Here is a 19569-nt window from a genome sequence, read left to right as displayed (position 1 = left end):
TCCTCTTTTAACCTCAATAAATAAATTATTTCATTATTAAGCAAATATTTTCAATCTCTGCTCTCTCTGTTAAGTAATTGCGGTATGTTTCCATGGCAATCAGTTGATTGTTCAACAAGTCATAACTACATGATGGTGTAAATGATAATGTTCCTTCTTTATATTTTTTTAACATTGCATCTAAACCTTCAATTCTTATTTTTAATTGAAAATATTCTGCTCTAAATCTCTCTTTATAGTCTGCACTATTCATCATTTCTACTGTTTCTATTAATTTCATATTCTATCTCCTTTTCTAAATAAAAAATTATATTTATCTATTAAAACCCATCTTTTACTTTCGCTTTTTAACTTCATTTATTTTACCAATTACATTTGCAATATTAATCCCTGTCTTAGTTAGCTCTGGATCTTGTTTTATTAATCCATATTGATTTAACGTCAATAACTGCTTTCTAGTTACTAATAATAAATTTTCTATACATATATTACTCTTGTCTCCATCTGCAAATATAACATTATAACCCTTAGGAATTTGTCCATTATGTTCTTCCCAAACAACTCTATGCTTTAACTTCCATTTCCTAGGTTCCGCTACTTTTATCTCAACATATCCTTCAATATTTACCCTCTCACTACCTACAGGCTTATAATTAGATGGTCTATTACCTTTTTTGAATGATGTTTTATTTGCTTTAGTTAGCCCTTTTGTACCCTTATTCCACGATGCTTGCCCCTTTTCAAATTGTCCCGTTCTCCCTGTGTTTAACTTATATCTTTTTATCGCTCCCTTTATTTGATTGAGTGAGAATTGATACTCAAACTTACTATTCATAAGTTCGAGTATCTCTTTATGACTTCTACCTGGTGTAATTTCACTTAAGTATTCTTTTTCTTCACTACTCCATATATGAAGTTCACTATTTTTTGTTCCTTTTGGTCTACCAGCCATGATTATCCCTCTAGCATCTTAGGAGTTTCTTTTATGTATTCAGTAGCAAACTTTTGACTTTCTAATACAAGTGAAGCATTTTCCACTATTTGCTTAGCTACTAAAGATACTGTCCTTGCTCTTTCTATTTCCTCTTTTAACTCCTCACCTTTCACATCTTCATCACTTAATCTTTCTAATTGCGCAAATAGGTGGTTATTTAAATCCCCTAATGTATTTTTCATTTATATACTCACCTCAAATCATTATTTTATCTTTTTTAAAATTGTAATGCTTCCAATAGTTTATCTAAATTACACATATTATTTATATCTCTACTTTTGTCAACCTCAACACCAATCCCTAGAGATTTATATTTAAATATATTTCTTGTAACATCTCTAATTGCTGGCTCTGGTCTTGGATAGGCTTCATATTTTTTTATTAAATCTCTGTGTATAACCCTTCCGTCTCCAATATAAGCAACATATATGTAATATCCTCCGCTTGTTGTTTCTACTTGTATTTTACACTTCATAATTTCCCCCTAACTTACTTAAACTCATTTGAATTTAATCTATCTACAACTCTATTACTTTTCATCTTTTTCCATATATCAATTTCTTCATTTGTTATTCCATATATTTTTTTAATCCAATTAATACCTATTAATACGTCTGCTATTTCTTCAGCCATATTATCTTTGTCTAACTTACCCCTCTTAGCCTTACTCACTGCTTTAGTTAGCTCAGAACACTCCTCCATCGTTATTAATGAACATAAATCCTTATCTACTTTTATAGCATCCATGTAATGTTTATACATTGTTTCCCCTCCTATAAATCTCGAACACTTGAAATTGTATCTTCGCATTCTTCTATTAAATCATCTAATGAACTATCAAATTCTTCAAATGCTGATGTTAAATCATAGTTATCTATTTCATCAACTTCAATTCTTAAGTTTTTTAATTTATTTTTGACCCATTCTATTTCTTGTTCCATTCCAAATATACTCATTAATTATAATCTCCTATAAAATCACTTATTCTCTTATTTGCTAAGTCTATATACCATTGTTTGTCTAGCTTTCTAGGTACCTTCTTATTGTCTATATTTCCATTTTCTATAAAGCACTTCTCCGGAGTATTTGATATCTTTTCAACTCTATCTTCAGTTTTAACTTTAAATACTCCCTTGTCCAACCTGGACCTAGATGCAAATACTCTTAGGACCTTTTCAGATAGTTTCTTATCTCCATGTAACGCATAACTATATTTACTAGAAACCTTTGATACTTTCTGAAATTCTTTTAAATCATTACAGTTTAATATAGTTTCTTCAACTGGTATATCCTTTGTAAAATAATCTTTAACTGCTTTATTGACTATAGCTAAATCATTATCAAGATCATTAAGCTCTTTCACATATGCACCTTTAGATTTTACTTTTCCATTGTCCATAACTATTAAGTAGTTGTTTACATCCTTTTGAACTACTTTTTTAATTATGTCATGCTCTAATGTCATTCTTGTTCTTTTACACCATTCATCGCATATTTTCTCATAGTCTACTAGGTCATCCAGACTATTAAGCTTGAACATTACACCATCTGTATTACTTTGAATTAATGTATATTTTTCTTCTAATTTTTCTATTAAATCAAGTAACATAAGCTGACCATTGATACATACATTGTTGGCCTGTCTTGGGTCGCATAAAGGATTGTATTTATCTTTCATAGCACCAAAAGTAGCGTTAAGTACGATTTTTAATGGTTGCTGCTCTTTCTTCTTACCTTCATGTTTAAGTTTCATTCTAGTATCATAGATGTTTTGGTACTTTAATTTATCTCTTATACTCCTAGATTGGAAGTCATACTCTAACATCAAACTCGGATAAAAACTACCTACATCTGAGTTTACGAATATACCTTCACCTACATATTTTGGAATTGCTCCATGCAAGCCACCCCAAGCGAATACATGAGGTACACCTGATATATCTATTTCTAGTTTTTTATTGTAATCTTTGTTTAGTGGATTTTTATACCATTCTAAAATATATTTGTATTTATCAATCTTTATAGTATCTACTATTTGGTAATCAAATTCATCATCGTATTCTTTTTTACTAGCTCCAAGTATTATTGCACTTAATTGAGCTTTTGTCTTATTTATATATTTAAGTGGTAAGTCGAATGTTTTTATTAACCCCAGGTGTGCATTAAATTCTTCTATCTGATTTAAAAAGACTTGCATTGTTTGTTCTACATCGTGATTACAGTAAAAAATTACTTCTTCTAGCTCTTTACTAGTGAGCTTTCTATCTATGTTAAATGATACAGTTGTTTCTCTTATGTCATTCCCCATGAATCCTTCCAGTTGCTTTAATCCATATGCTTTATTTACCATTACATCATAATTGTAAAACTGTATTTTATGAAATAAGCTAGAATATTGCCATCCTCCCATTTTCTTTACAATTATATAATCATTTACTTCTTTAGGATTAAAGTCACATAGTATAGCTTTTAGTATATATGCATCGTACGAGCGAGAATTATATCCCGCCCATATGTCATTTTTGTGTGCTTCATAAAATCTTTTCAAATGTTCTGGATCATTTACTATAGTTGTTGTAATTTTAGTATCAGTATCTTTTATAACTACTAGCCAGTCGTATTTAAATACTTCAAAGTCATAAAATAACATTTATACCACCTTCTTTTTATTGGAAGGTTTAAAATTATACTCATAATCATTACCTTCATCGTCAAATCTATTTTTAGTCTTTTTTTCTTTTCTAGTTTTTTTCTTAACATCATCATAAGTTTTATGTCTGAATGCATACGGACAATTTTCTATTAATTCATATCTAGGAACTGATGTATCTATTAAGAAGTCATATATGCTACATTCATTACAATTAGTAGTACAATTAGCACATTTAACTTTCATAAATTCATTTATAACTTTTTCAAATTCCAATCTATCTATTTCAACTGTTTCATTATCTTTATCTGCTCTATTCTCAATTACCCTCGCACTGGTTTGATTCAGTACCCTAACTTCAAAATCTCTTGAATGCTTTAATATTCGTTTTCTTTCATTTGGCGGCATTCTATCTGACATGCTTTTCAAAGCATTTTTAGTCATCGTTATTGATGTCTTAAGTTTCTTACTTTCTTCTTTAGTTAAATTCTTTCCCCAAGTGTCTATTATATCTTCATTGTAAATTGCCAATGTCATTGATAATAACCATGTATTTCTTTCATTTAAACTTAAATAATTTTTCAATTTACTTCACTTCCCCTAATAAATTATCTATAACTTGCGATAGTCTTAAAATATCATCTGTAAGTCCATGTTGTTCAAAAAGGTTCCCCAATATACTTTTTAACTCATCTAACATCAACTTATCACTCCACTTTTATATATTTTTAAACCTGTTAAACCTTCGTTTTTAACTAAGTTATTTATTAACTTATGCTCCTTATCACTTAAATCTCTACCTATCTTTTTAATTACATATAATCGCGCTTTATATTGTCTGTTATATAAATTATGAGTACTTTTATTATTCTTTTGCCAAATTTTATAATTATCTAAATATCGTTGTCTATTCTTGATATATTTTTTCTTATCATATTCTTTTTGTTTCTCTTTATTATTTTTAATCCAGGTTTTATGATTATCGTACTCACACTTTTTGCAAATAGTTTTTTTTATTGTTTCTCCATTATGTTTATAAGTGTTAAATCTACTCATTGGTTTTATACTAATGCATTTACTACACATTAATGTTTTTCCACTTAAAAACTCTTTATAAAGTTTATTTTTTAAAATTGATTCATATATAAAATTTACTATTTCAGTTCTCATATCACGTGGTTTATATGATACCTCAAGATCAACTGTTTGCTTTATATAATCTAAAAGTTCATCTTTTCTTAAAAAACCACTTTCTTCAAAACTTTCTTTTATTGAACTTGATATTCTATAACATATCTGCTTTTCAGTGTTAGTCAATTATCATCCCCCCCTATTAGTTAGAGTAGGGTTTTAATTCCCCCACTCTAAAAATTTCCCTTCCCACTAGGAAATTATTCTTCAAATACATCAACTATTTTATAAGTATTAAAGTCTTTATTATTTTTTCCATACTCTAATGCATATGCTAATTTTCCATTTATCGCTTCATATACATCTAGCAATACTGAATTGTATTGTTTGAAATTTTCGAAGTCAACTTCAACTCCCGAATCTAAACTTCTTAAAAATTCATTAGCATTATGTATTCCATATCCCGTTGTTAATACTTGATTATAGAATATTATTGAACCTTTAAACTCACCTTCTAACACTTTCATCCAACAACTAAGCATTGGATCACCTTTTTTCGTTTCTTTTAACTCTAGTTTATCAACTTCAACCTCATAAGTACCTACTGGAACTTCCTTATAGTTTCCTCCGCCATTTTCTTCAGCATCTTTTAGATCTTTTTTTAATCCTTCTACATCCACTGTGTTATCGAACTTATCCCATATATCTGCCATATTTACATCTCTCCTAACATTTTATTTATTATTTTTTCAACATACTTACATTGATTCAGTATGTAGTTATCACTTTCATTTCCACCTGATACTAACCAATCTTTTATTCTACTATTAACATCCAGAACCACATTAGTCGGAACATTATAATTTCCGATTGCTTGAAATAATTCATCTATATTGTTTATCTCAACCTTCATATTACTCACTTTTCTTTCTACGTCTACGAGTATTTTTTTCAGCTTCTTCTTGTGTAGTTTCCTCTTTAGGTTTACCTTCTACAGCTTCTTCCTTTACTTCTTCTTTTTTAGGTTCATCTTCGATTTCTTCTATTTTCTTTTCTACTTTGCCTTTATTAGCTTCATCGTATACTTTCATTAGTTCATCCCATGATAGAGGTATTGTATTTGTCTTTATTCCTTTTAATCTACCACCACCAAACACAACCTCATTAGTCTTAAAATTAAGTGTTCTAGTTCCATCGTCTTCAACTACGACTCTAGCTACTATATCAACCATTCCTGCAATCTTCGTAGCTATAGCTTCTTGTATATTTGGAGCTATTCTAGTTATATTTTGACCATTCTTTTTAGTTATATCTTTAGATACATCTTCATGTGATATAACTACTATGTTTTCATAATCTAAGTTAAAGAATCTTCTCATTGTAGATAAATACTCAGTTTTTATTATGTCCCAACCTTTACCGAATCCACTATCTGATTCATGTTGTATACCTAGTTCATCGTATTTGTAGACCCTACACATTTCTCTAGTATCTTCTAATAAATCAATTATTATAGTTTTAAAATCATTTTGTTTTTTCTCTAACTCAGATATAGTATCTTTAAATACTTCCCAAGCTAATTTCCTTCTAGTAACTCTACCTTCAACTGTAACTTCATCCTTTATTGGAACATATGGCATTGTTACAAACTCGATATTTCCATCTGTATTTAAGTTTAAAGGATTTGGAGCATCATCAAGCATTGTTGTTTTTCCACTAAATGAAGGTCCATATATCCATATTTTTCTCTTACTAACTTTCGCTAATTCTCTACGTTCTGAACTTGGTAATATCATATAATCTTCTCCTTTTAAACAGTAATTTTGGTAATCACACCAATCACATAATTTAGTAATATTTTTTTCATATTCTTTACATTCTGTAACATCTATGATGTCACTAAGGAATTCTATAACCTTATTTGGATCATATTTTATTTCTGCTATTTTAACTTCTAACTTATTAGTTTCTTCGATTAGTCTTTGTCTGAATTGATATAATGTTTCGGTTTTCTTTTGTCTTATGTTACATTTAGGTACAAATATAAATCCTAATTTTCTAACTTTAAATCCCATTTGCTCTAGAAAGTATTTATAGATATGAAGTTGTCCTGATTCCAAGTAGTTTTTTATATTGTTTGAGTATTTAAAGTCAAATACATCAACTGTTCCATCGTCATTTCTTATTATTAAGTCTACTATACCTATGAACCTACGATTGGATATTCTAAGTTCATTTGAGTATATGTTTAAGTCTTTTAGAATATCTTTGACTTTAGGTATTACTATTTCTATCTTCATCATTTCTTCAATGTGTCTATCTGTAATGATAGGATATTGTGAATAATAAAACTCTCTAGCTTCCTCTATATTAGTTTCCATGGCTAAATGAACTGTATTTCCTACAATCAATGCGTTGTCAGGAGTAGCATCTTGTATTAGTTTTAATTTATCAATGTACCTGTATTTGTATTGCTGTTTACAGTGTTTAAAACAACTTATTCTACTATATGAGGCTTGTATTTTAATCACCTACCTCTTTTAATCTAAGTAACCTTAAAATTTGAGTGTAGTATGATATTTCATCCTCGGTGAGTCCTCTAAAATCTTCTTCAGTTTCTCCTATTATTACGATGTCACCTGCTATTGGATATATAGTCTTTGGACCATATAATCCGTTATATAACAGTGTTCCAAAATAATTGTTTTTCTTTTCTTTACAATGCCCCTCCTCATCGCAAACGAATATATTATCTTTAAGTAGTAACTTATCTGTATATCCTGCAGTAGGTCTTACAACCTCAATATTTCCATCTACTAGGGTTTCTAACTTATCAACTTCTACTATTTTGAATTTATCTTTAGTTGTTATTAGTAAACCTTTCATTACTCTAACCCCCTAACTAATACGAAGCATACCTTACTCTTTTTCATTAGTTTATTTACGTTTATTCTTTCCTTTTGAAGCCCTCTATTTACTTTATCTATAGTTACTAATACATCATCTTTAATTAGACTCTCTCTATCAAATGCTATTATCTTAGCTGATCCATATTCAGATTGACACTCCCATAAATTATTTGACTTCATAATTTGAAGTAGTGTCTCTTTTTCACTGTCTAACTCCATTTGTAATATTTCCATCTTATCTTTTATATCTAATATGTTATCTATCTTCCTGTCTATTCTTTCTTTTACGTCCACAACTTACACCCCCTATTCTGTCGGCATTTCAAATATTTTATCTCTATAATGTCGTACTCCACCTGACGTTATATAATCTAACTTTATTCCATGAAATAATTCTTTTTGTATTTCATCCAGTACTTCTATGGCTCTTTGCTCTGATTCATATTCTCCTAAAGTCGTATGTTGAGAGCATATTCTTTTCTTTTCAACTGCAATATGTTCAGTATTTATTAACTCTTTTTTATCTTGTGTTCGAATCCACATATTTTTTCAATCTCCCTTTTGAATTCCTCAAAATTTTTAGGATATAATATGACTCCATATCCCCCACACTTGTTTATCAAATCTATATTCCTCTTTTGTAACTCCGATGCTTTACCATTTGGAGCTTTAACTTCTATCGCCACGAATTTACCATTTATCAATGCTATAATATCTGGAATGCCACTTTTACTATAAGGTCCTGCCCATACTTTAAAGTACCAACACTTTGGCAATTTATCTAAGTATCTCTTAATTTTATTTTCAAAGTCTTTTTCAGCAGCCATTACTTCACCTTAAACCTTATACTTGCTGCTCTAATAGCTGGTACTTGGTATGCTCCAAATAACTCAGGTTGTTCCTTCTTAAACTTAGTAGAATCAAATTTAGTACCCGTACTACCTTTTACATAAGTGATACTCATATTATCATTTTCAAACTTTTCTATTCCATACAACTCCATTTGCTTTAATATATCTTCTTTAAGCTTTTCTCTACCTTCTTTTAACATGTTATACTGTTCTTCAACTATTCTAAGATCGTCTAATACGGATATATTCTTCTCTCTAAACACCTCTATTGGATTTTTAAACTCTACCTTTTGTGTAGCAAGTTCCCAGCATTTTTTACATTCTTCAGATAAATCTCCTTCTTTACAGATTGGTAATATTGGTAAGCCAACTTCATTAGGACAACTATCATGTGAGTATTCTTCTAAAAACTCAACCTTAGTAAACTCATTAAATTTCATTAAATTCCCCTCCAAATAATATATTTATTGTTTTTATTAACTTATCATATTGTTTTTTTCTAAGTCTTTTCCCCTTATATCGCTTATTTTCTATCATTTTCAAATATCTAACTTTATCGTTATCTAAACTATTTAAATCTCTTTTCAAAGAGTTAATTTCCATTCTTAAGTCAAAATTATCATCACTTACTCTATTTATACACTCTTCATACTTATCTGATAACTCTTTTAATGCTCTAGCATGTTCGACCTCTTTAGCATTCATTAATTCCTCATATTTCTTACTAGTCATTATCTTAATCATATCTTCGCCACCCTTACTGGTAATATTAAATCGTACTTCCCAGGTGATTTTAAAATTATTGGATTAACATTAGTTGTAAGCTCTACTGAGAATACATCATCCATATTTTTAATTGAATCTATCAAATATTTACAATTAAATCCCATGCTCACATCCTCTAGATGCTCTTCAGTTTCACATATGACACTATCTTCAAGTGATATCTTGTCATCTTTAGCGCTTATATGTATTACATTATTTGTTATAGTAAACATGACTAGTTGATTTTTATGAGTTGCTGATATTTTCTCCATACTTTTCAGTATTTCTAATATATCTTTTTTATTTATCTTAAATTTAGTATTATATTCTTTAGGTTTCAAGTAATCTACTTCTATGAAATCACCCTCTATGAGCCTGTTATAGAAGTTATATTCTCCAACTTGATACTTTATATATTTAGTACTAGCTGTAGCTTTTATATTACCTTTTAATGCTTTCAACATCTTATAATTACTAATTGTAATTGGTATATCTGATTTAAAATTTCCAGTTCTTTCAGCTAATTTATATCCATCTATGGCTATAAATCTATCTTTATCTATTCTAATTCCATTTAGAATTGGTTTAGTTGCATCTTTAGATATTGCATGTTCAACTTGTAAAAGTTGTTTTAACTCTTTATGTGACATTTCAAATATTTCATGTTCAAAATCACCGTTTATAGTTGGATAATTTTTCCCACTCTTAAGGTCCAATTTAATTACTCTAGATCCGATTATCAATCTATCATCTAGTATTGTCATTAGCGAATTGTCCTTTACCAGGGGAAACACCTCTTTAGGTAAAATCACACTTCCTGGTTCTTCTATGTCTGCTTGCATCTTAGTTGTTATTTGATTATCTAAGTCACATTTAACTAACTCTACATTCTCATTTGTAGCATCTATTAATATCCCTTCAAATGTATCTGATACTATTTTAGATTGCTTAACAAAGTCATTAAACAAACTTGAATTTATAGCCACTTTCATTTTTAATTCCCCCTTATATTAATCATTCGCATCTCACTTTACTCCACTATGAGCTCCATACTATCTTTAGGAATTGTTCCTTTATTTTCTATCTTTTTGCACTTATAAGAACAACTCTCTTTAAGCTTTGAGTTTCCTGTGTAGTTTACACAAACTCCATCTTTAGTTTTTTCAAAGTACTTGCATTTCATCTAAAATAATCCCCCTTCAATTTCTTCAAATAGTTTATCTGTGAAATCTCTTCTAGTATTTAAAACTTCTAAAATATCTTGTTCTATACTATTTTCAGTTAGCATATAATAGTAAAAACAACTGTTAGCTTGTCCTAGACGATGTATCCTTTTTTTACTTTGTTCAAATAACTCTGAGCTAAGAGGTAATGTGTAATAAACTAACTTATTAGACTTTTGTAAGTTAATCCCCATAGCTCCTGCTTGGTACTGAACTAATGTAACGCTGTTATCTTGTTCCTCATAAGCAGTTAAATCCTTTAAATCACCATTCACTGCACTTATTGGTCGTTCTAATTTGTTACAGATGCTTTGTATCGCTTCATACTCTGCTTTAAAGTTATAGAATATGATAATTCTGTCATTTGTAGATTCTAATAAATCTTTAAGTGCTGCTAATTTATGCTTATTATATTGTCCTGCTAGTTGTCTCAAATAAAGTAATTTAGTTAGTGAAGTGTCGCCAACCAATTCTGTATCATTGATAGTTATAACTCTATTTCTTCTAAACTTCTTATACTCTGAAGTTATTGGAACTTTTATATCTATGAAGTTTTGTTCAGGAAGGTTTATAACTTCCTCAGTTTTCATAAATATTGCTCCATGATCTCTAAGCTTTTGTTTTAACCTATCTATATTTTTATAACCAATTACTTTTTTCATCGGAAAACCACCTATATTCATGTTTACAAAGTCTACATATGTATTCCAAAATGCTTTCTTAGTGATGTTCCAACCTAATAGCTTACATTGACTATATAACTCTTCGTATTTACCACCTACGGGTGTACCACTTAGGAGTATTACATTCTTAGCTTTTAACTTTAGTATGAATTTAGTTCTTTCGGCCGTAGTATTTTTTATCATACTTGACTCGTCCAACATTAATGTAAAACCTTCCAAACCACTTAACTCCGGTCTTCTCCAAACCAAGTCATAGTTTATAATGATAATAGATTTATTAGGTATTTCTATTTTCTTGTTATACTTAATTACCTCATATTCTGGGTAGTAAGTTTTAAAGTGCTTGTACCAATCATCTATTTTTGACTTTTGACATATTAGTATGTTTGCTGATTCATTTAATGCTTTTAACTTTTCAGAGCCGACGAATGTTTTACCTAATCCCATGTCCAAGTAATAAGCTACTCTATTTTTATCTTCTGTTTTATCTAGTACGTCTTTTTGATGTGGGTATAATGAAATCATTTAATCTCCCTCTTTCTTAGATTGTTTTTCTTTCTTCATATATACTCACTGCTTCTTCTAGTCTCCCCTTATACCTTTCGAATTTTAGAATGTCATTTTTTCTTAATATTTCTGCTGCTTGAATAAATTCTAATAGGTCTTTTTTTTCTTCAGCTTCACTCATATCATGTCCCCCTTTTTCTTATGTATATCGCATTGCGATTATCTTAATTTAATTATAGGTTAAAAAATATCGCAATGCAATAAGTTTTTGAAAATTTTTAAAGTGCGATAAAAATCCCATATTATTATTGCATTGCGATTAAAAACATACTATACTCTTTATATAAGAGTTTAGAAAGGAGTTTTAAAACTATGATTGATTATTCAGATAAAGAATTCCAGAAACAATTAGTTAAGCGAATTAAGGAAGTTCGTAAATCAAGAAAATTGTCTCAGAAAGCATTTGGTGATAGATTGAACATAAGTCAAGGTCAAATTGGAAGTTATGAGACAGGTCATAGAAATATACCAGAAAGAACTGTTAAAGAAGTTTGCGATAAGTTTGGAATTAATGAAGATTGGTTTATAACTGGTAATGGGGAAATGAATAAGGATCTATTAGAAGATTTTGATTTAGATGCTGAGTTAAAGGAACTAGCTAAATTGTATTTGGAGTTACCTATTGAAAAACGCCAAAAATATAAAGATTTAATGTTAAGTGATTTAGATAACGAGTAGGATAATCTACTCGTTATTTTTTAGTTCAAGTAATTTATGCTTTAATTTCTTAAATTTTACCGTATCATTTTTTCTAATTTCTTTTAACTTTATTATTATTTCATTTACTTCACTTTTCACGATAAATCCCCCTTAATAAATAAGAAATCTTTACTCCCATTTTACACTCAAACGTTTTACTTTTCAATATTTTTACGAACGAATGTTTTTGAAATCATCCGACCTTTTTCGACTTTTTTCTATTAATCGCTTTGTTACAATATATTTCAGACTATATTTGTATATTTTAAAAAATATGGCACATATACCATTTAGACGTATAACGTCTATTTTCCCATTTTTTCCCATTTTCCACTTTTTTTATTATAAACTTAATTTAAGGAATAAAGATGAGAGGGAATTATGTTTAAGGACAGATTAGTTGCATTACGAAAAGAAAAAAACTTATCTCAGTCTCAACTGGGTGAAATTTTATCTATAACACAGAGATCATTATCTAGGTTAGAAACGGGTGAAACCTTTCCTGATGAACAGCTTTTAAATGATATAGCTGACTTTTTTAATGTGAGTGTAGACTATCTGATGGATAGGACTAATATCAAAGATATTTATAATTGGCTAGGTATTTAATTTACCTAGTCTCTTTTTATAATTGACAAAAACGATTTTTAAGTTTATCATTATCTTAAAATTGAAAATAAAAAAAGCCTACTGGTTAAGTAAGAGCGCCAACTCTTAGTTTAACCACCACATGATATGGATGAGATATCAAGTAGTTTGTAGACTTGTTTTTTACAATATTTATTATATGTAAATATTCTAGCATATATGCTCTGATATTTCAATACATATAATAAGTTTTTGTACATAAATTTGTCCTCTAAACCTTGATATATAAAAATATCAAGGTTTTTTAATTAACAGGAGGATAAATAAAAATGAAATACACTATAGAAGGTTTTAATCAAAGAAACGCAATAGCGATGAATTTAAATACAGAGGATTTAGTTTTTTTAAGATGGTTCATAGATTTCAAAGAAACTAGTGATATGCAAAAGAAATACATTCCTAATATAAATGATATGGGATACTGGGTTAGCTACAAATATGTGATCAAAGAACTTCCTATATTATTTTCAACTCCACCGCATATGTCTAATGAAAATTATTCTACACTTTCAGTTGATGAGAAGAAAAAACTTAATAAAAATTGGATAAACGCATGTAAGAAAAAATTACAAAGAATGTTAAGTGGAAATTTAAATAAGGTAATAACTAGAGATATAGATAGAGAAAAAACTATCAACCCTAAAGGTCAAAGTAAAATTGACTCTAAAGTTTATCTTTGTGTAAATAGTCTAACTTTTAAATTTTTAGTATCTGACTCTTATGGAATCTATACAAATACCGATGAAAAAACTGTTGATAACCCTGTGGATAATTCTCCAGTTACTACTGGACAAAAATGTCCACCAATTACTGGACAAAAATGTCCACCAGTTACTACTGGACAAAAATGTCCAATAAATACATCTACTAATAACTTATATTCTATGTATGTATGTACTTCTAGCGAAGGAAAAAATATAACACATGAATTATTTGAAACACTAAAAGAAAAATCTAATAGTAAATCTGATCCAAAAGCATGGTTAGAAAAAACTATAAAAATACAAATAAAAAAAGGTATTTATACACTAGATGCATATAAAGAATCTCTGATAGAATATGGAAAACAATTTAGACAAGCTAGTAAGAAATCTAAAAATACAAGTAGTGAAGGATATCCTAAAACAAATTTTCATAACTTCAGTCAAAGTATGGATAATTATTCAATTGAAGAACTTGATGAAATTATAGCTAAAAGTCAAGTAGCTAAATTTGGAACAGACAAAACGCATGAGAACAACTATATAGACTTAAGGGAAAAAGCTATAGAAATATTACAAGCAGAAACTGTTTTGACTGTTAATCCTAATGATAAATACTGGGCAGATGAAATAAATAAAAAAATACAAGAACTAAGAGGGTTTTAAATCCTCTTAGAGATAAAATCATACATCAAATGATAAAATATACTAAGATATGATTTTAAAAGCTATAAATGGTAATCTATGACTTTCTAGGGATATATAAGATATGGAGATATAATGCTAAAAGTAAATTTTTAAATAGCAAATTATCTATAAATTTGAATATACCTAAGTTATAGGTATAAAAATATAATTTAGGTATATTTTAGGTATAAATACTATTGACTTATATTTACAATTTAGGTATAATTTAGGTATAAAGAGAGGTGATAATTGTGCCAGCTGTTAAACAAGGTGGTGGATATACTCTAACATTTTCAAAAAAGAACAAAGATGTACAAGCGCATTTAGATGAACTTAAGAAATCAGATAAGGTTAAAATAACAGATTATCTATGTGATGCGGTTAGATTTTATGAACAAAATAAAGATAATGCGAGCAATAACAATGTTGATTTATCACATTTAGAGCAACTTATTGAAAGTAAGTTCTCAGAAATAAGTAATATGATATCTAAAATCTCCAACACTACTGACAAATCTAGTAATGATGAAGATAAATTAATAAATAATGCTAAAAAAGTTGGAGGTTTTGGACGTAAGTAATATTTAAAATAAGGGAGAGTGTAGTATGAAAATAGTTAAAGCAGCCGTAGACTTAGGAAATAGTATGCTAAAAGGTGCAACTTTCGTAGATGGTAAATTAGTCTTAAAGAAGTTACCTAACAAATTACAATACAATAAAACTATAAATCCTAAAGCTAGAGTGATAGTTAGAAATAATCAAACAATATATTTAGGTGTGGGAGACTTAAATAACAATATTTTAAAGCATACAAGAAAGAACTTATTAGATCAAGTACTAGTTATGATAAATGAATTATATCCAGATGATGCAGAATTATCTGTAGATTTAAGACTTGGATTACCTCCGAAGCAATATTTTAACGATGCGTATCTAAATGAATTTAAAAATTTATTCCCAGTAAATGAAAGATTCGAATTCTCTATCAATGGAGTATCTAAGAAAGTTGATTTCAATAGTGTTGAAGTCTTTGTAGAAGGATACAGTGGTTTTGTATCAGTTGTAGATGATATAGATACTAAACAAGATTTATTAAGTATAGATGTTGGTGGAGGTACTACTGACTTATGTAGTTATAAATATGATTATGAAGATAGAATGTACTATCCTGATGAAGTTGATACAATACCAACAGGAGTAATTGATTTCTGTGAAGAAATAGCAGCATATTTCAATGAAAAGAATAGCGCAGATGTTACCAAAGATAACATAGATCAAGTATTAAAAAATAACTTAGACCATATAGAATATAAAGACACTGAATATAGACTAGCTGATTATCTTCAAACTATAGTTCCGACTACAAATAGTATGTTAAATAAGATAACTAATAAGTTTGGACAATTAGACAGATATGTTGTTATAGGTGTTGGCGGTGGATATAAGACTTTCAACCGTATGATAAAGAATGAAATAAGTAATGAAATAAAAATTAAAGATGATAAGCAATTCTATGCAAATGCTATAGGATACTTAGCTCAATAAAATTAAATAAAAAAAGAGCACATCCAATAATGGAGTATGCCCTTACCTTCGCAAGTAAGATTATACTTCATTTGGATATGAAATTCAAGGAGGAAGTATAATAATGAATAAAACTACAATAATTTATGATAGAGATTTTAATAAATTTGTATCTCTATTAAATAAACATAATATAGATTTAGGCTCTGAAAAAGCAAAGATGTTGTTTGAAAGTTATAAAAAAGTAATAAATTAGGGGGGGGATGCTATGCAGGGAATACAATTATATTTCGAAGAATTAGATGAAAAACTGTATATATCCGGAACTTGTAATGAATGTAAAGAATTATGTAAAGTTTACTGCATAACTAAAGATGCCCAATTACATTGTAGTAAATATGTTAGAATTACGGTTAAAAATAAATCTTAGAGTATAAATCACTTCTGATTAGTCAATAGACTAGATAGAGGTGATTTTTATTTATACTAAGTTTCAAATAATTATTTTTTGTATTGCTAATATAGCTTTCTGTATCTGGTTATTATATATGCCATTTTACGTTAAAAAATTAATGAATAAATATTTAAAATAAAAAGACTAGATTAATCTCTAGTCTTTTCGATTGAAATGACACTTTCTAAAGTTGGTATATTAAATAATTTATTATCCTTATGATCATTTTTATGCTTATTATAAAACCAACTCCACGCTTTTTCACCATTCGATACATCTTCTAAGTCATCATATATAGTGTTAAACCATTTATCCTGATTAATAAAATTAGGGTACTTTGATTTATACCTTTGTATAATATTATGAAGCTCAGTCCTATGATTATATTCACTTATAAACCCTAAAACTTCTTTTCTACATTCAATTTTAACTGTAAAAATATCTTTCTTATTTGAAATACCTAAGATGTACTTAACATGATCTAATCCATCTAAGTTATAATCATATATGAATCTGTAAATATCATCATTCAATTTTATTTGATTAAAGAATGCATATAATTTAAGTGTATCAAAGAAAGCTTCACGTAACCCTTCACCATTATAATTAGACTTATTTTTGTATTCATTTGATCCATATTTTAGTTCTATTAAAATATCATTTAATATATTTTCAATTTTTTCTTTAACCCATTCGATTTGATTGTACTCATTTACTCCATCGTATACATAAAAATCTTTGTTCATTATATCTGATACCTCCAATACTTCCCTTTTTATATCGTAAATATAATTATACAATATTTTTACATTTAAGATATATAATGTATTAATGAGAAATTAAAAGATATCATCTATTATTAGAGTTTTTTCATTTGTAACTACACCGTATTTAATATATTCTGTTAAAATCCGATTGATTATATAATTTACACTTCTCTCCTCTTTTACGGCATCATCTTTTAATATATTATAATCAGTTTGTTTCAATCTAATTGTAGTAGTTTTATATTTAGTCAAACATATCACCTCCAGTTTATACATGATATATTTGACTAATTTAATTATAACTACTGTAGGGTTTTATGTTACTCTCCTCATATTTCTCCAATACATATTAAAAGGTTTTTAGATATTGATGTTGCTAGAGATAGCTTATTAAAAATACTTACAAAAATTAAAAATACCTACTACAATATTAAAAAATTTTATTAGGACAGGCAAGTTCTTATTAATTTCTTCATACATTGTATTAAGAAATTAATAAGAGATATGAAGATGTATGGAGGTGTATATATTTATGAGTAAAAAACAGTCATTAAAATTAGCGCTATCTTTTAAAGAAAATATACGAGATTTAGAGATATATAACTTTTTAGTAAATGTAATAAAAGACGAAATTGGAATAAGCACATATATAAAGATGCTTATATTAGAAGACATGAAAAAGAGAAATAAAGAATAAATAAAAGAGCTGCAGGTCGCCACAACCGTACAGCTCAAAAGATAGAAGAATTATAAAAATATAATTCTCTGATATATTCTATATTAAATTACACATTCCTTTAAACTTTAAGGTAATTGTTTAATCAACCAGGCGCATCCTAGCCAACCAATCATTTTTAGGAAGTGTATAGCACATTGAGACATAGCAAATACCTCCAAAGATAAAAATTATAAGAATATTATTACCTAATAGGGAGGGGTTTATACATGAAATTATTAATAAATGGATATACAATTACAGAGAAACTAGAGTTAAGAAGAAAGCAAGTAGAGATAGAAGAATTTAAAACTTTAGATAAATTTATAGGACATATAAAAAGAAATAAAAGATGTTACATTAGATTAGTTACACTATTAGCTTTATTAATACCTAGCACAACATTACAAGTATTTGCTAATGATAGCATAATCGGAGTAGGTTTAGAGATATATAGATATTTAAAAAGTGCATGTTATGTAATTTGCTTATTAGGGGCAGCAACAGAAGGTATTAAATGTGTTGTATCTGGAACAGTAGACCAGTTAGGTAAAGTAGCAGTAAAATATATAAGTTTTGGATTAATGATAAAGTTTTTACCTAAAGCTATAGATTTAATATTTACGCTAGGGGGTAACTAAGATGTTATTTATAAACCCTAAGACTCTAGAAGATGCTAAAAACGTTATAGAGAGCACAATGGGAAGTATGCCAGAAAAGAAATTAGAGGGTGTACAACTAGCGTTAGATAACTGGAATAGTTTATATAATATGATAAGTAGTTTTTTTAGAGGATGTTCTTCGATTTTTAAATTTATAACAAATTGCTTTACGGATCCTAGTTTTTTAGTAGATAAGATGCAAGGAATTGCACCTGATGTTTTGCTAGTTATCCTTACAATATTAATAATTCTAAAATTTATAGGTTTTAAAGATACAACCAAATGGATTAGTTTATCGCTTGTCGTAGCTTTAATAATAGCTTTTTTATAAAGGAGGAGGTAGATTATGAAATTAATACAAATAGCTATAAAGTATTGTAAAAAAATTATAAGTATACTACTTATAACACTAATGCTATCAGTTCCTACCACTTCATTTGCAAGTGAAGATTATAAAATAAATGATTATCAAAGAGAAACTTTAATTTCGCAGTCTGAAGTAGTTCAATGGGAAACATTTGATGATATGTTTGGATACGATGAAAATATAATAATAATTGACTATTACTCTGGCAGATACTTCGTAGTAAGTAGAATGGGTGGAGGTAATCATGCAGATATAGAGCCTGTGGATGCTCAATCTACAGAAAATATGAAAAAGGCGGTAAAAGATGGAAGGGGAAAGACTAGACCAGTAATAATTCTATTTGAGAATGGGAGAAGTTTCATAGCATCTTCTTTTATGGTAGGTCATGCGGGAAGAGATGATGAACCGTTTAGGAAAGAAATTAACAATAGATCAAATGGATATGGTAAGGGAACTAATTGGGATAGTGTAAAGAATAATAATTTAGATGGTCATATATGTTTATTTGTAGATAAATGTTTAAATCATTACGATGGTAAGATAAATAAAAATCATGAAGAAAATCTAAAATT

General features: G+C 28.3%; 35 protein-coding genes. 11 read left to right on the top strand and 24 right to left on the bottom strand.

Annotated features, from left to right (window positions below):
* Positions 1-25 precede the first annotated feature (25 nt).
* The 22 genes from I1959_RS13800 to I1959_RS13695 all read right to left on the bottom strand — a co-directional run bounded on the left by I1959_RS13800 (position 26) and on the right by I1959_RS13695 (position 11894).
* The gene (locus I1959_RS13800; RefSeq protein ID WP_195238637.1) at positions 26-280 is read right to left on the bottom strand and encodes a crAss001_48 related protein; all 255 of its coding nucleotides are present in this window, start codon (positions 278-280) and stop codon (positions 26-28) included.
* 54 nt (positions 281-334) lie between these two features.
* The gene (locus tag I1959_RS13795; RefSeq protein WP_195238635.1) at positions 335-952 is read right to left on the bottom strand and encodes an HNH endonuclease signature motif containing protein; all 618 of its coding nucleotides are present in this window, start codon (positions 950-952) and stop codon (positions 335-337) included.
* 2 nt (positions 953-954) lie between these two features.
* The gene (locus I1959_RS13790; RefSeq protein ID WP_195238633.1) at positions 955-1176 is read right to left on the bottom strand and encodes a hypothetical protein; all 222 of its coding nucleotides are present in this window, start codon (positions 1174-1176) and stop codon (positions 955-957) included.
* A gap of 35 nt (positions 1177-1211) precedes the next feature.
* Complete coding sequence (locus tag I1959_RS13785; RefSeq protein WP_195238631.1) at positions 1212-1469, bottom strand: hypothetical protein; 258 nt, start codon at positions 1467-1469, stop codon at positions 1212-1214.
* A 14-nt stretch (positions 1470-1483) separates the two neighbouring features.
* The gene (locus tag I1959_RS13780; protein WP_195238630.1) at positions 1484-1756 is read right to left on the bottom strand and encodes a MazG nucleotide pyrophosphohydrolase domain-containing protein; all 273 of its coding nucleotides are present in this window, start codon (positions 1754-1756) and stop codon (positions 1484-1486) included.
* 11 nt (positions 1757-1767) lie between these two features.
* A complete protein-coding gene (locus I1959_RS13775; protein WP_195238628.1) occupies positions 1768-1950 on the bottom strand; it encodes a hypothetical protein in 183 nt (60 codons plus the stop codon).
* Entirely contained in the window at positions 1950-3644 is a 1695-nt protein-coding gene (locus I1959_RS13770; protein ID WP_195238626.1) for a hypothetical protein, read from the bottom strand. The genes I1959_RS13775 and I1959_RS13770 overlap by 1 nt, the downstream gene beginning before the upstream one ends.
* Positions 3645-4229 carry a DUF5651 domain-containing protein gene (locus tag I1959_RS13765; protein WP_195238624.1) on the bottom strand — a complete coding sequence of 195 codons (585 nt, stop codon included), beginning with the start codon at positions 4227-4229 and terminating at the stop codon, positions 3645-3647.
* 114 nt (positions 4230-4343) lie between these two features.
* Entirely contained in the window at positions 4344-4961 is a 618-nt protein-coding gene (locus I1959_RS13760) for a hypothetical protein (RefSeq protein WP_195238622.1), read from the bottom strand.
* Positions 4962-5035: 74 nt separating this feature from the next.
* Complete coding sequence (locus I1959_RS13755; RefSeq protein ID WP_195238620.1) at positions 5036-5488, bottom strand: DUF669 domain-containing protein; 453 nt, start codon at positions 5486-5488, stop codon at positions 5036-5038.
* Positions 5489-5490: 2 nt separating this feature from the next.
* The gene (locus I1959_RS13750; protein ID WP_195238618.1) at positions 5491-5688 is read right to left on the bottom strand and encodes a DUF6877 family protein; all 198 of its coding nucleotides are present in this window, start codon (positions 5686-5688) and stop codon (positions 5491-5493) included.
* A gap of 1 nt (position 5689) precedes the next feature.
* On the bottom strand, positions 5690-7306 hold the full coding sequence (locus tag I1959_RS15810) for an AAA family ATPase (protein WP_330615188.1): 1617 nt from the start codon (positions 7304-7306) through the stop codon (positions 5690-5692).
* Positions 7299-7661 (bottom strand): DUF3846 domain-containing protein, encoded by a 363-nt coding sequence (locus I1959_RS13740; RefSeq protein WP_195238616.1) that lies wholly within the window; start codon positions 7659-7661, stop codon positions 7299-7301. The genes I1959_RS15810 and I1959_RS13740 overlap by 8 nt, the downstream gene beginning before the upstream one ends.
* Complete coding sequence (locus tag I1959_RS13735; RefSeq protein WP_195238614.1) at positions 7661-7978, bottom strand: hypothetical protein; 318 nt, start codon at positions 7976-7978, stop codon at positions 7661-7663. The genes I1959_RS13740 and I1959_RS13735 overlap by 1 nt, the downstream gene beginning before the upstream one ends.
* A 12-nt stretch (positions 7979-7990) precedes the next feature.
* Positions 7991-8227, bottom strand: a complete 237-nt coding sequence (locus I1959_RS13730; RefSeq protein WP_195238612.1) for a hypothetical protein — start codon at positions 8225-8227, stop codon at positions 7991-7993.
* Positions 8194-8511, bottom strand: coding sequence for a VRR-NUC domain-containing protein (locus I1959_RS13725; RefSeq protein WP_195238610.1), 318 nt, complete (start codon positions 8509-8511; stop codon positions 8194-8196). Before I1959_RS13725 ends, I1959_RS13730 begins: the two co-directional genes overlap by 34 nt.
* The gene (locus I1959_RS13720) at positions 8511-8975 is read right to left on the bottom strand and encodes a hypothetical protein (protein WP_195238608.1); all 465 of its coding nucleotides are present in this window, start codon (positions 8973-8975) and stop codon (positions 8511-8513) included. The genes I1959_RS13725 and I1959_RS13720 overlap by 1 nt, the downstream gene beginning before the upstream one ends.
* Complete coding sequence (locus tag I1959_RS13715) at positions 8965-9279, bottom strand: hypothetical protein (RefSeq protein WP_195238606.1); 315 nt, start codon at positions 9277-9279, stop codon at positions 8965-8967. Before I1959_RS13715 ends, I1959_RS13720 begins: the two co-directional genes overlap by 11 nt.
* A complete protein-coding gene (locus I1959_RS13710; protein WP_195238604.1) occupies positions 9276-10292 on the bottom strand; it encodes a DNA polymerase III subunit beta in 1017 nt (338 codons plus the stop codon). The genes I1959_RS13715 and I1959_RS13710 overlap by 4 nt, the downstream gene beginning before the upstream one ends.
* Positions 10293-10330: 38 nt before the next feature.
* Positions 10331-10483 carry a hypothetical protein gene (locus I1959_RS13705; protein ID WP_195238602.1) on the bottom strand — a complete coding sequence of 51 codons (153 nt, stop codon included), beginning with the start codon at positions 10481-10483 and terminating at the stop codon, positions 10331-10333.
* On the bottom strand, positions 10484-11731 hold the full coding sequence (locus I1959_RS13700) for an SNF2-related protein (RefSeq protein ID WP_195238600.1): 1248 nt from the start codon (positions 11729-11731) through the stop codon (positions 10484-10486).
* A 16-nt stretch (positions 11732-11747) separates the two neighbouring features.
* Positions 11748-11894, bottom strand: a complete 147-nt coding sequence (locus I1959_RS13695; RefSeq protein ID WP_195238598.1) for a hypothetical protein — start codon at positions 11892-11894, stop codon at positions 11748-11750.
* A gap of 191 nt (positions 11895-12085) precedes the next feature.
* On the opposite strand from I1959_RS13695, the gene I1959_RS13690 reads away from it, so the two are divergent.
* The 7 genes from I1959_RS13690 to I1959_RS13665 all read left to right on the top strand — a co-directional run bounded on the left by I1959_RS13690 (position 12086) and on the right by I1959_RS13665 (position 16462).
* On the top strand, positions 12086-12451 hold the full coding sequence (locus I1959_RS13690; protein WP_279309991.1) for a helix-turn-helix domain-containing protein: 366 nt from the start codon (positions 12086-12088) through the stop codon (positions 12449-12451).
* A gap of 402 nt (positions 12452-12853) precedes the next feature.
* Positions 12854-13081, top strand: a complete 228-nt coding sequence (locus I1959_RS13685; RefSeq protein WP_207733598.1) for a helix-turn-helix domain-containing protein — start codon at positions 12854-12856, stop codon at positions 13079-13081.
* A 308-nt stretch (positions 13082-13389) separates the two neighbouring features.
* Complete coding sequence (locus I1959_RS13680) at positions 13390-14487, top strand: hypothetical protein (RefSeq protein WP_195238594.1); 1098 nt, start codon at positions 13390-13392, stop codon at positions 14485-14487.
* A gap of 272 nt (positions 14488-14759) precedes the next feature.
* Positions 14760-15089: a hypothetical protein gene (locus I1959_RS13675; RefSeq protein WP_195238592.1), complete on the top strand. Its 330-nt coding sequence runs from the start codon at positions 14760-14762 to the stop codon at positions 15087-15089.
* A gap of 25 nt (positions 15090-15114) precedes the next feature.
* A complete protein-coding gene (locus tag I1959_RS13670) occupies positions 15115-16053 on the top strand; it encodes a ParM/StbA family protein (protein WP_195238590.1) in 939 nt (312 codons plus the stop codon).
* 103 nt (positions 16054-16156) lie between these two features.
* Positions 16157-16288: a hypothetical protein gene (locus I1959_RS15685; RefSeq protein WP_279309990.1), complete on the top strand. Its 132-nt coding sequence runs from the start codon at positions 16157-16159 to the stop codon at positions 16286-16288.
* Between the two features lie 12 nt (positions 16289-16300).
* Entirely contained in the window at positions 16301-16462 is a 162-nt protein-coding gene (locus tag I1959_RS13665; protein ID WP_195238588.1) for a hypothetical protein, read from the top strand.
* Between the two features lie 173 nt (positions 16463-16635).
* Here I1959_RS13665 and I1959_RS13660 read toward each other — a convergent pair whose 3' ends face one another.
* Together I1959_RS13660 and I1959_RS13655 are read right to left on the bottom strand one after the other, a co-directional pair.
* Complete coding sequence (locus I1959_RS13660; RefSeq protein WP_195238586.1) at positions 16636-17232, bottom strand: hypothetical protein; 597 nt, start codon at positions 17230-17232, stop codon at positions 16636-16638.
* A gap of 93 nt (positions 17233-17325) precedes the next feature.
* Positions 17326-17505 (bottom strand): hypothetical protein, encoded by a 180-nt coding sequence (locus I1959_RS13655; protein WP_195238584.1) that lies wholly within the window; start codon positions 17503-17505, stop codon positions 17326-17328.
* A 280-nt stretch (positions 17506-17785) separates the two neighbouring features.
* Between I1959_RS13655 and I1959_RS13650 the strand changes: the two genes are divergently transcribed.
* From I1959_RS13650 to I1959_RS13635, 4 genes are all read left to right on the top strand, one after another.
* Positions 17786-17950, top strand: coding sequence for a hypothetical protein (locus I1959_RS13650; RefSeq protein WP_195238582.1), 165 nt, complete (start codon positions 17786-17788; stop codon positions 17948-17950).
* A gap of 248 nt (positions 17951-18198) precedes the next feature.
* Positions 18199-18609, top strand: coding sequence for a hypothetical protein (locus tag I1959_RS13645; protein ID WP_195238580.1), 411 nt, complete (start codon positions 18199-18201; stop codon positions 18607-18609).
* Position 18610: 1 nt separating this feature from the next.
* Positions 18611-18961, top strand: a complete 351-nt coding sequence (locus tag I1959_RS13640; RefSeq protein WP_195238578.1) for a hypothetical protein — start codon at positions 18611-18613, stop codon at positions 18959-18961.
* Positions 18962-18976: 15 nt separating this feature from the next.
* On the top strand, positions 18977-19569 hold a 593-nt coding region (locus tag I1959_RS13635), incomplete at its 3' end, for a hypothetical protein (protein WP_330615187.1).

It is taken from the genome of Romboutsia sp. 1001285H_161024_C4 (genome assembly GCF_015550185.1).
Taxonomy (GTDB): domain Bacteria; phylum Bacillota; class Clostridia; order Peptostreptococcales; family Peptostreptococcaceae; genus Romboutsia_C; species Romboutsia_C hominis.
The sequence above is the reverse complement of the archived record's forward strand: the minus strand, read 5'-3'. Positions and strand labels throughout refer to the sequence as shown.

Bases quoted from the DNA above. Each gene is read 5' to 3' on its own strand.
- I1959_RS13650 (WP_195238582.1), top strand. From the start codon at position 17,786: ATGAGTAAAAAACAGTCATTAAAATTAGCGCTATCTTTTAAAGAAAAT.
- I1959_RS13780 (WP_195238630.1), bottom strand. From the start codon at position 1,756: ATGTATAAACATTACATGGATGCTATAAAAGTAGATAAGGATTTATGT.
- I1959_RS15685 (WP_279309990.1), top strand. From the start codon at position 16,157: ATGAATAAAACTACAATAATTTATGATAGAGATTTTAATAAATTTGTA.
- I1959_RS13680 (WP_195238594.1), top strand. From the start codon at position 13,390: ATGAAATACACTATAGAAGGTTTTAATCAAAGAAACGCAATAGCGATG.
- I1959_RS13775 (WP_195238628.1), bottom strand. From the start codon at position 1,950: ATGAGTATATTTGGAATGGAACAAGAAATAGAATGGGTCAAAAATAAA.
- I1959_RS13700 (WP_195238600.1), bottom strand. From the start codon at position 11,731: ATGATTTCATTATACCCACATCAAAAAGACGTACTAGATAAAACAGAA.
- I1959_RS13695 (WP_195238598.1), bottom strand. From the start codon at position 11,894: ATGAGTGAAGCTGAAGAAAAAAAAGACCTATTAGAATTTATTCAAGCA.
- I1959_RS13790 (WP_195238633.1), bottom strand. From the start codon at position 1,176: ATGAAAAATACATTAGGGGATTTAAATAACCACCTATTTGCGCAATTA.
- I1959_RS13800 (WP_195238637.1), bottom strand. From the start codon at position 280: ATGAAATTAATAGAAACAGTAGAAATGATGAATAGTGCAGACTATAAA.
- I1959_RS13795 (WP_195238635.1), bottom strand. From the start codon at position 952: ATGGCTGGTAGACCAAAAGGAACAAAAAATAGTGAACTTCATATATGG.
- I1959_RS13720 (WP_195238608.1), bottom strand. From the start codon at position 8,975: ATGAAATTTAATGAGTTTACTAAGGTTGAGTTTTTAGAAGAATACTCA.
- I1959_RS13670 (WP_195238590.1), top strand. From the start codon at position 15,115: ATGAAAATAGTTAAAGCAGCCGTAGACTTAGGAAATAGTATGCTAAAA.
- I1959_RS13690 (WP_279309991.1), top strand. From the start codon at position 12,086: ATGATTGATTATTCAGATAAAGAATTCCAGAAACAATTAGTTAAGCGA.
- I1959_RS13740 (WP_195238616.1), bottom strand. From the start codon at position 7,661: ATGAAAGGTTTACTAATAACAACTAAAGATAAATTCAAAATAGTAGAA.
- I1959_RS13730 (WP_195238612.1), bottom strand. From the start codon at position 8,227: ATGTGGATTCGAACACAAGATAAAAAAGAGTTAATAAATACTGAACAT.
- I1959_RS13755 (WP_195238620.1), bottom strand. From the start codon at position 5,488: ATGGCAGATATATGGGATAAGTTCGATAACACAGTGGATGTAGAAGGA.
- I1959_RS13645 (WP_195238580.1), top strand. From the start codon at position 18,199: ATGAAATTATTAATAAATGGATATACAATTACAGAGAAACTAGAGTTA.
- I1959_RS13725 (WP_195238610.1), bottom strand. From the start codon at position 8,511: ATGGCTGCTGAAAAAGACTTTGAAAATAAAATTAAGAGATACTTAGAT.
- I1959_RS13785 (WP_195238631.1), bottom strand. From the start codon at position 1,469: ATGAAGTGTAAAATACAAGTAGAAACAACAAGCGGAGGATATTACATA.
- I1959_RS13705 (WP_195238602.1), bottom strand. From the start codon at position 10,483: ATGAAATGCAAGTACTTTGAAAAAACTAAAGATGGAGTTTGTGTAAAC.
- I1959_RS13710 (WP_195238604.1), bottom strand. From the start codon at position 10,292: ATGAAAGTGGCTATAAATTCAAGTTTGTTTAATGACTTTGTTAAGCAA.
- I1959_RS13640 (WP_195238578.1), top strand. From the start codon at position 18,611: ATGTTATTTATAAACCCTAAGACTCTAGAAGATGCTAAAAACGTTATA.
- I1959_RS13750 (WP_195238618.1), bottom strand. From the start codon at position 5,688: ATGAAGGTTGAGATAAACAATATAGATGAATTATTTCAAGCAATCGGA.
- I1959_RS13770 (WP_195238626.1), bottom strand. From the start codon at position 3,644: ATGTTATTTTATGACTTTGAAGTATTTAAATACGACTGGCTAGTAGTT.
- I1959_RS13715 (WP_195238606.1), bottom strand. From the start codon at position 9,279: ATGATTAAGATAATGACTAGTAAGAAATATGAGGAATTAATGAATGCT.
- I1959_RS13665 (WP_195238588.1), top strand. From the start codon at position 16,301: ATGCAGGGAATACAATTATATTTCGAAGAATTAGATGAAAAACTGTAT.
- I1959_RS13685 (WP_207733598.1), top strand. From the start codon at position 12,854: ATGTTTAAGGACAGATTAGTTGCATTACGAAAAGAAAAAAACTTATCT.
- I1959_RS13660 (WP_195238586.1), bottom strand. From the start codon at position 17,232: ATGAACAAAGATTTTTATGTATACGATGGAGTAAATGAGTACAATCAA.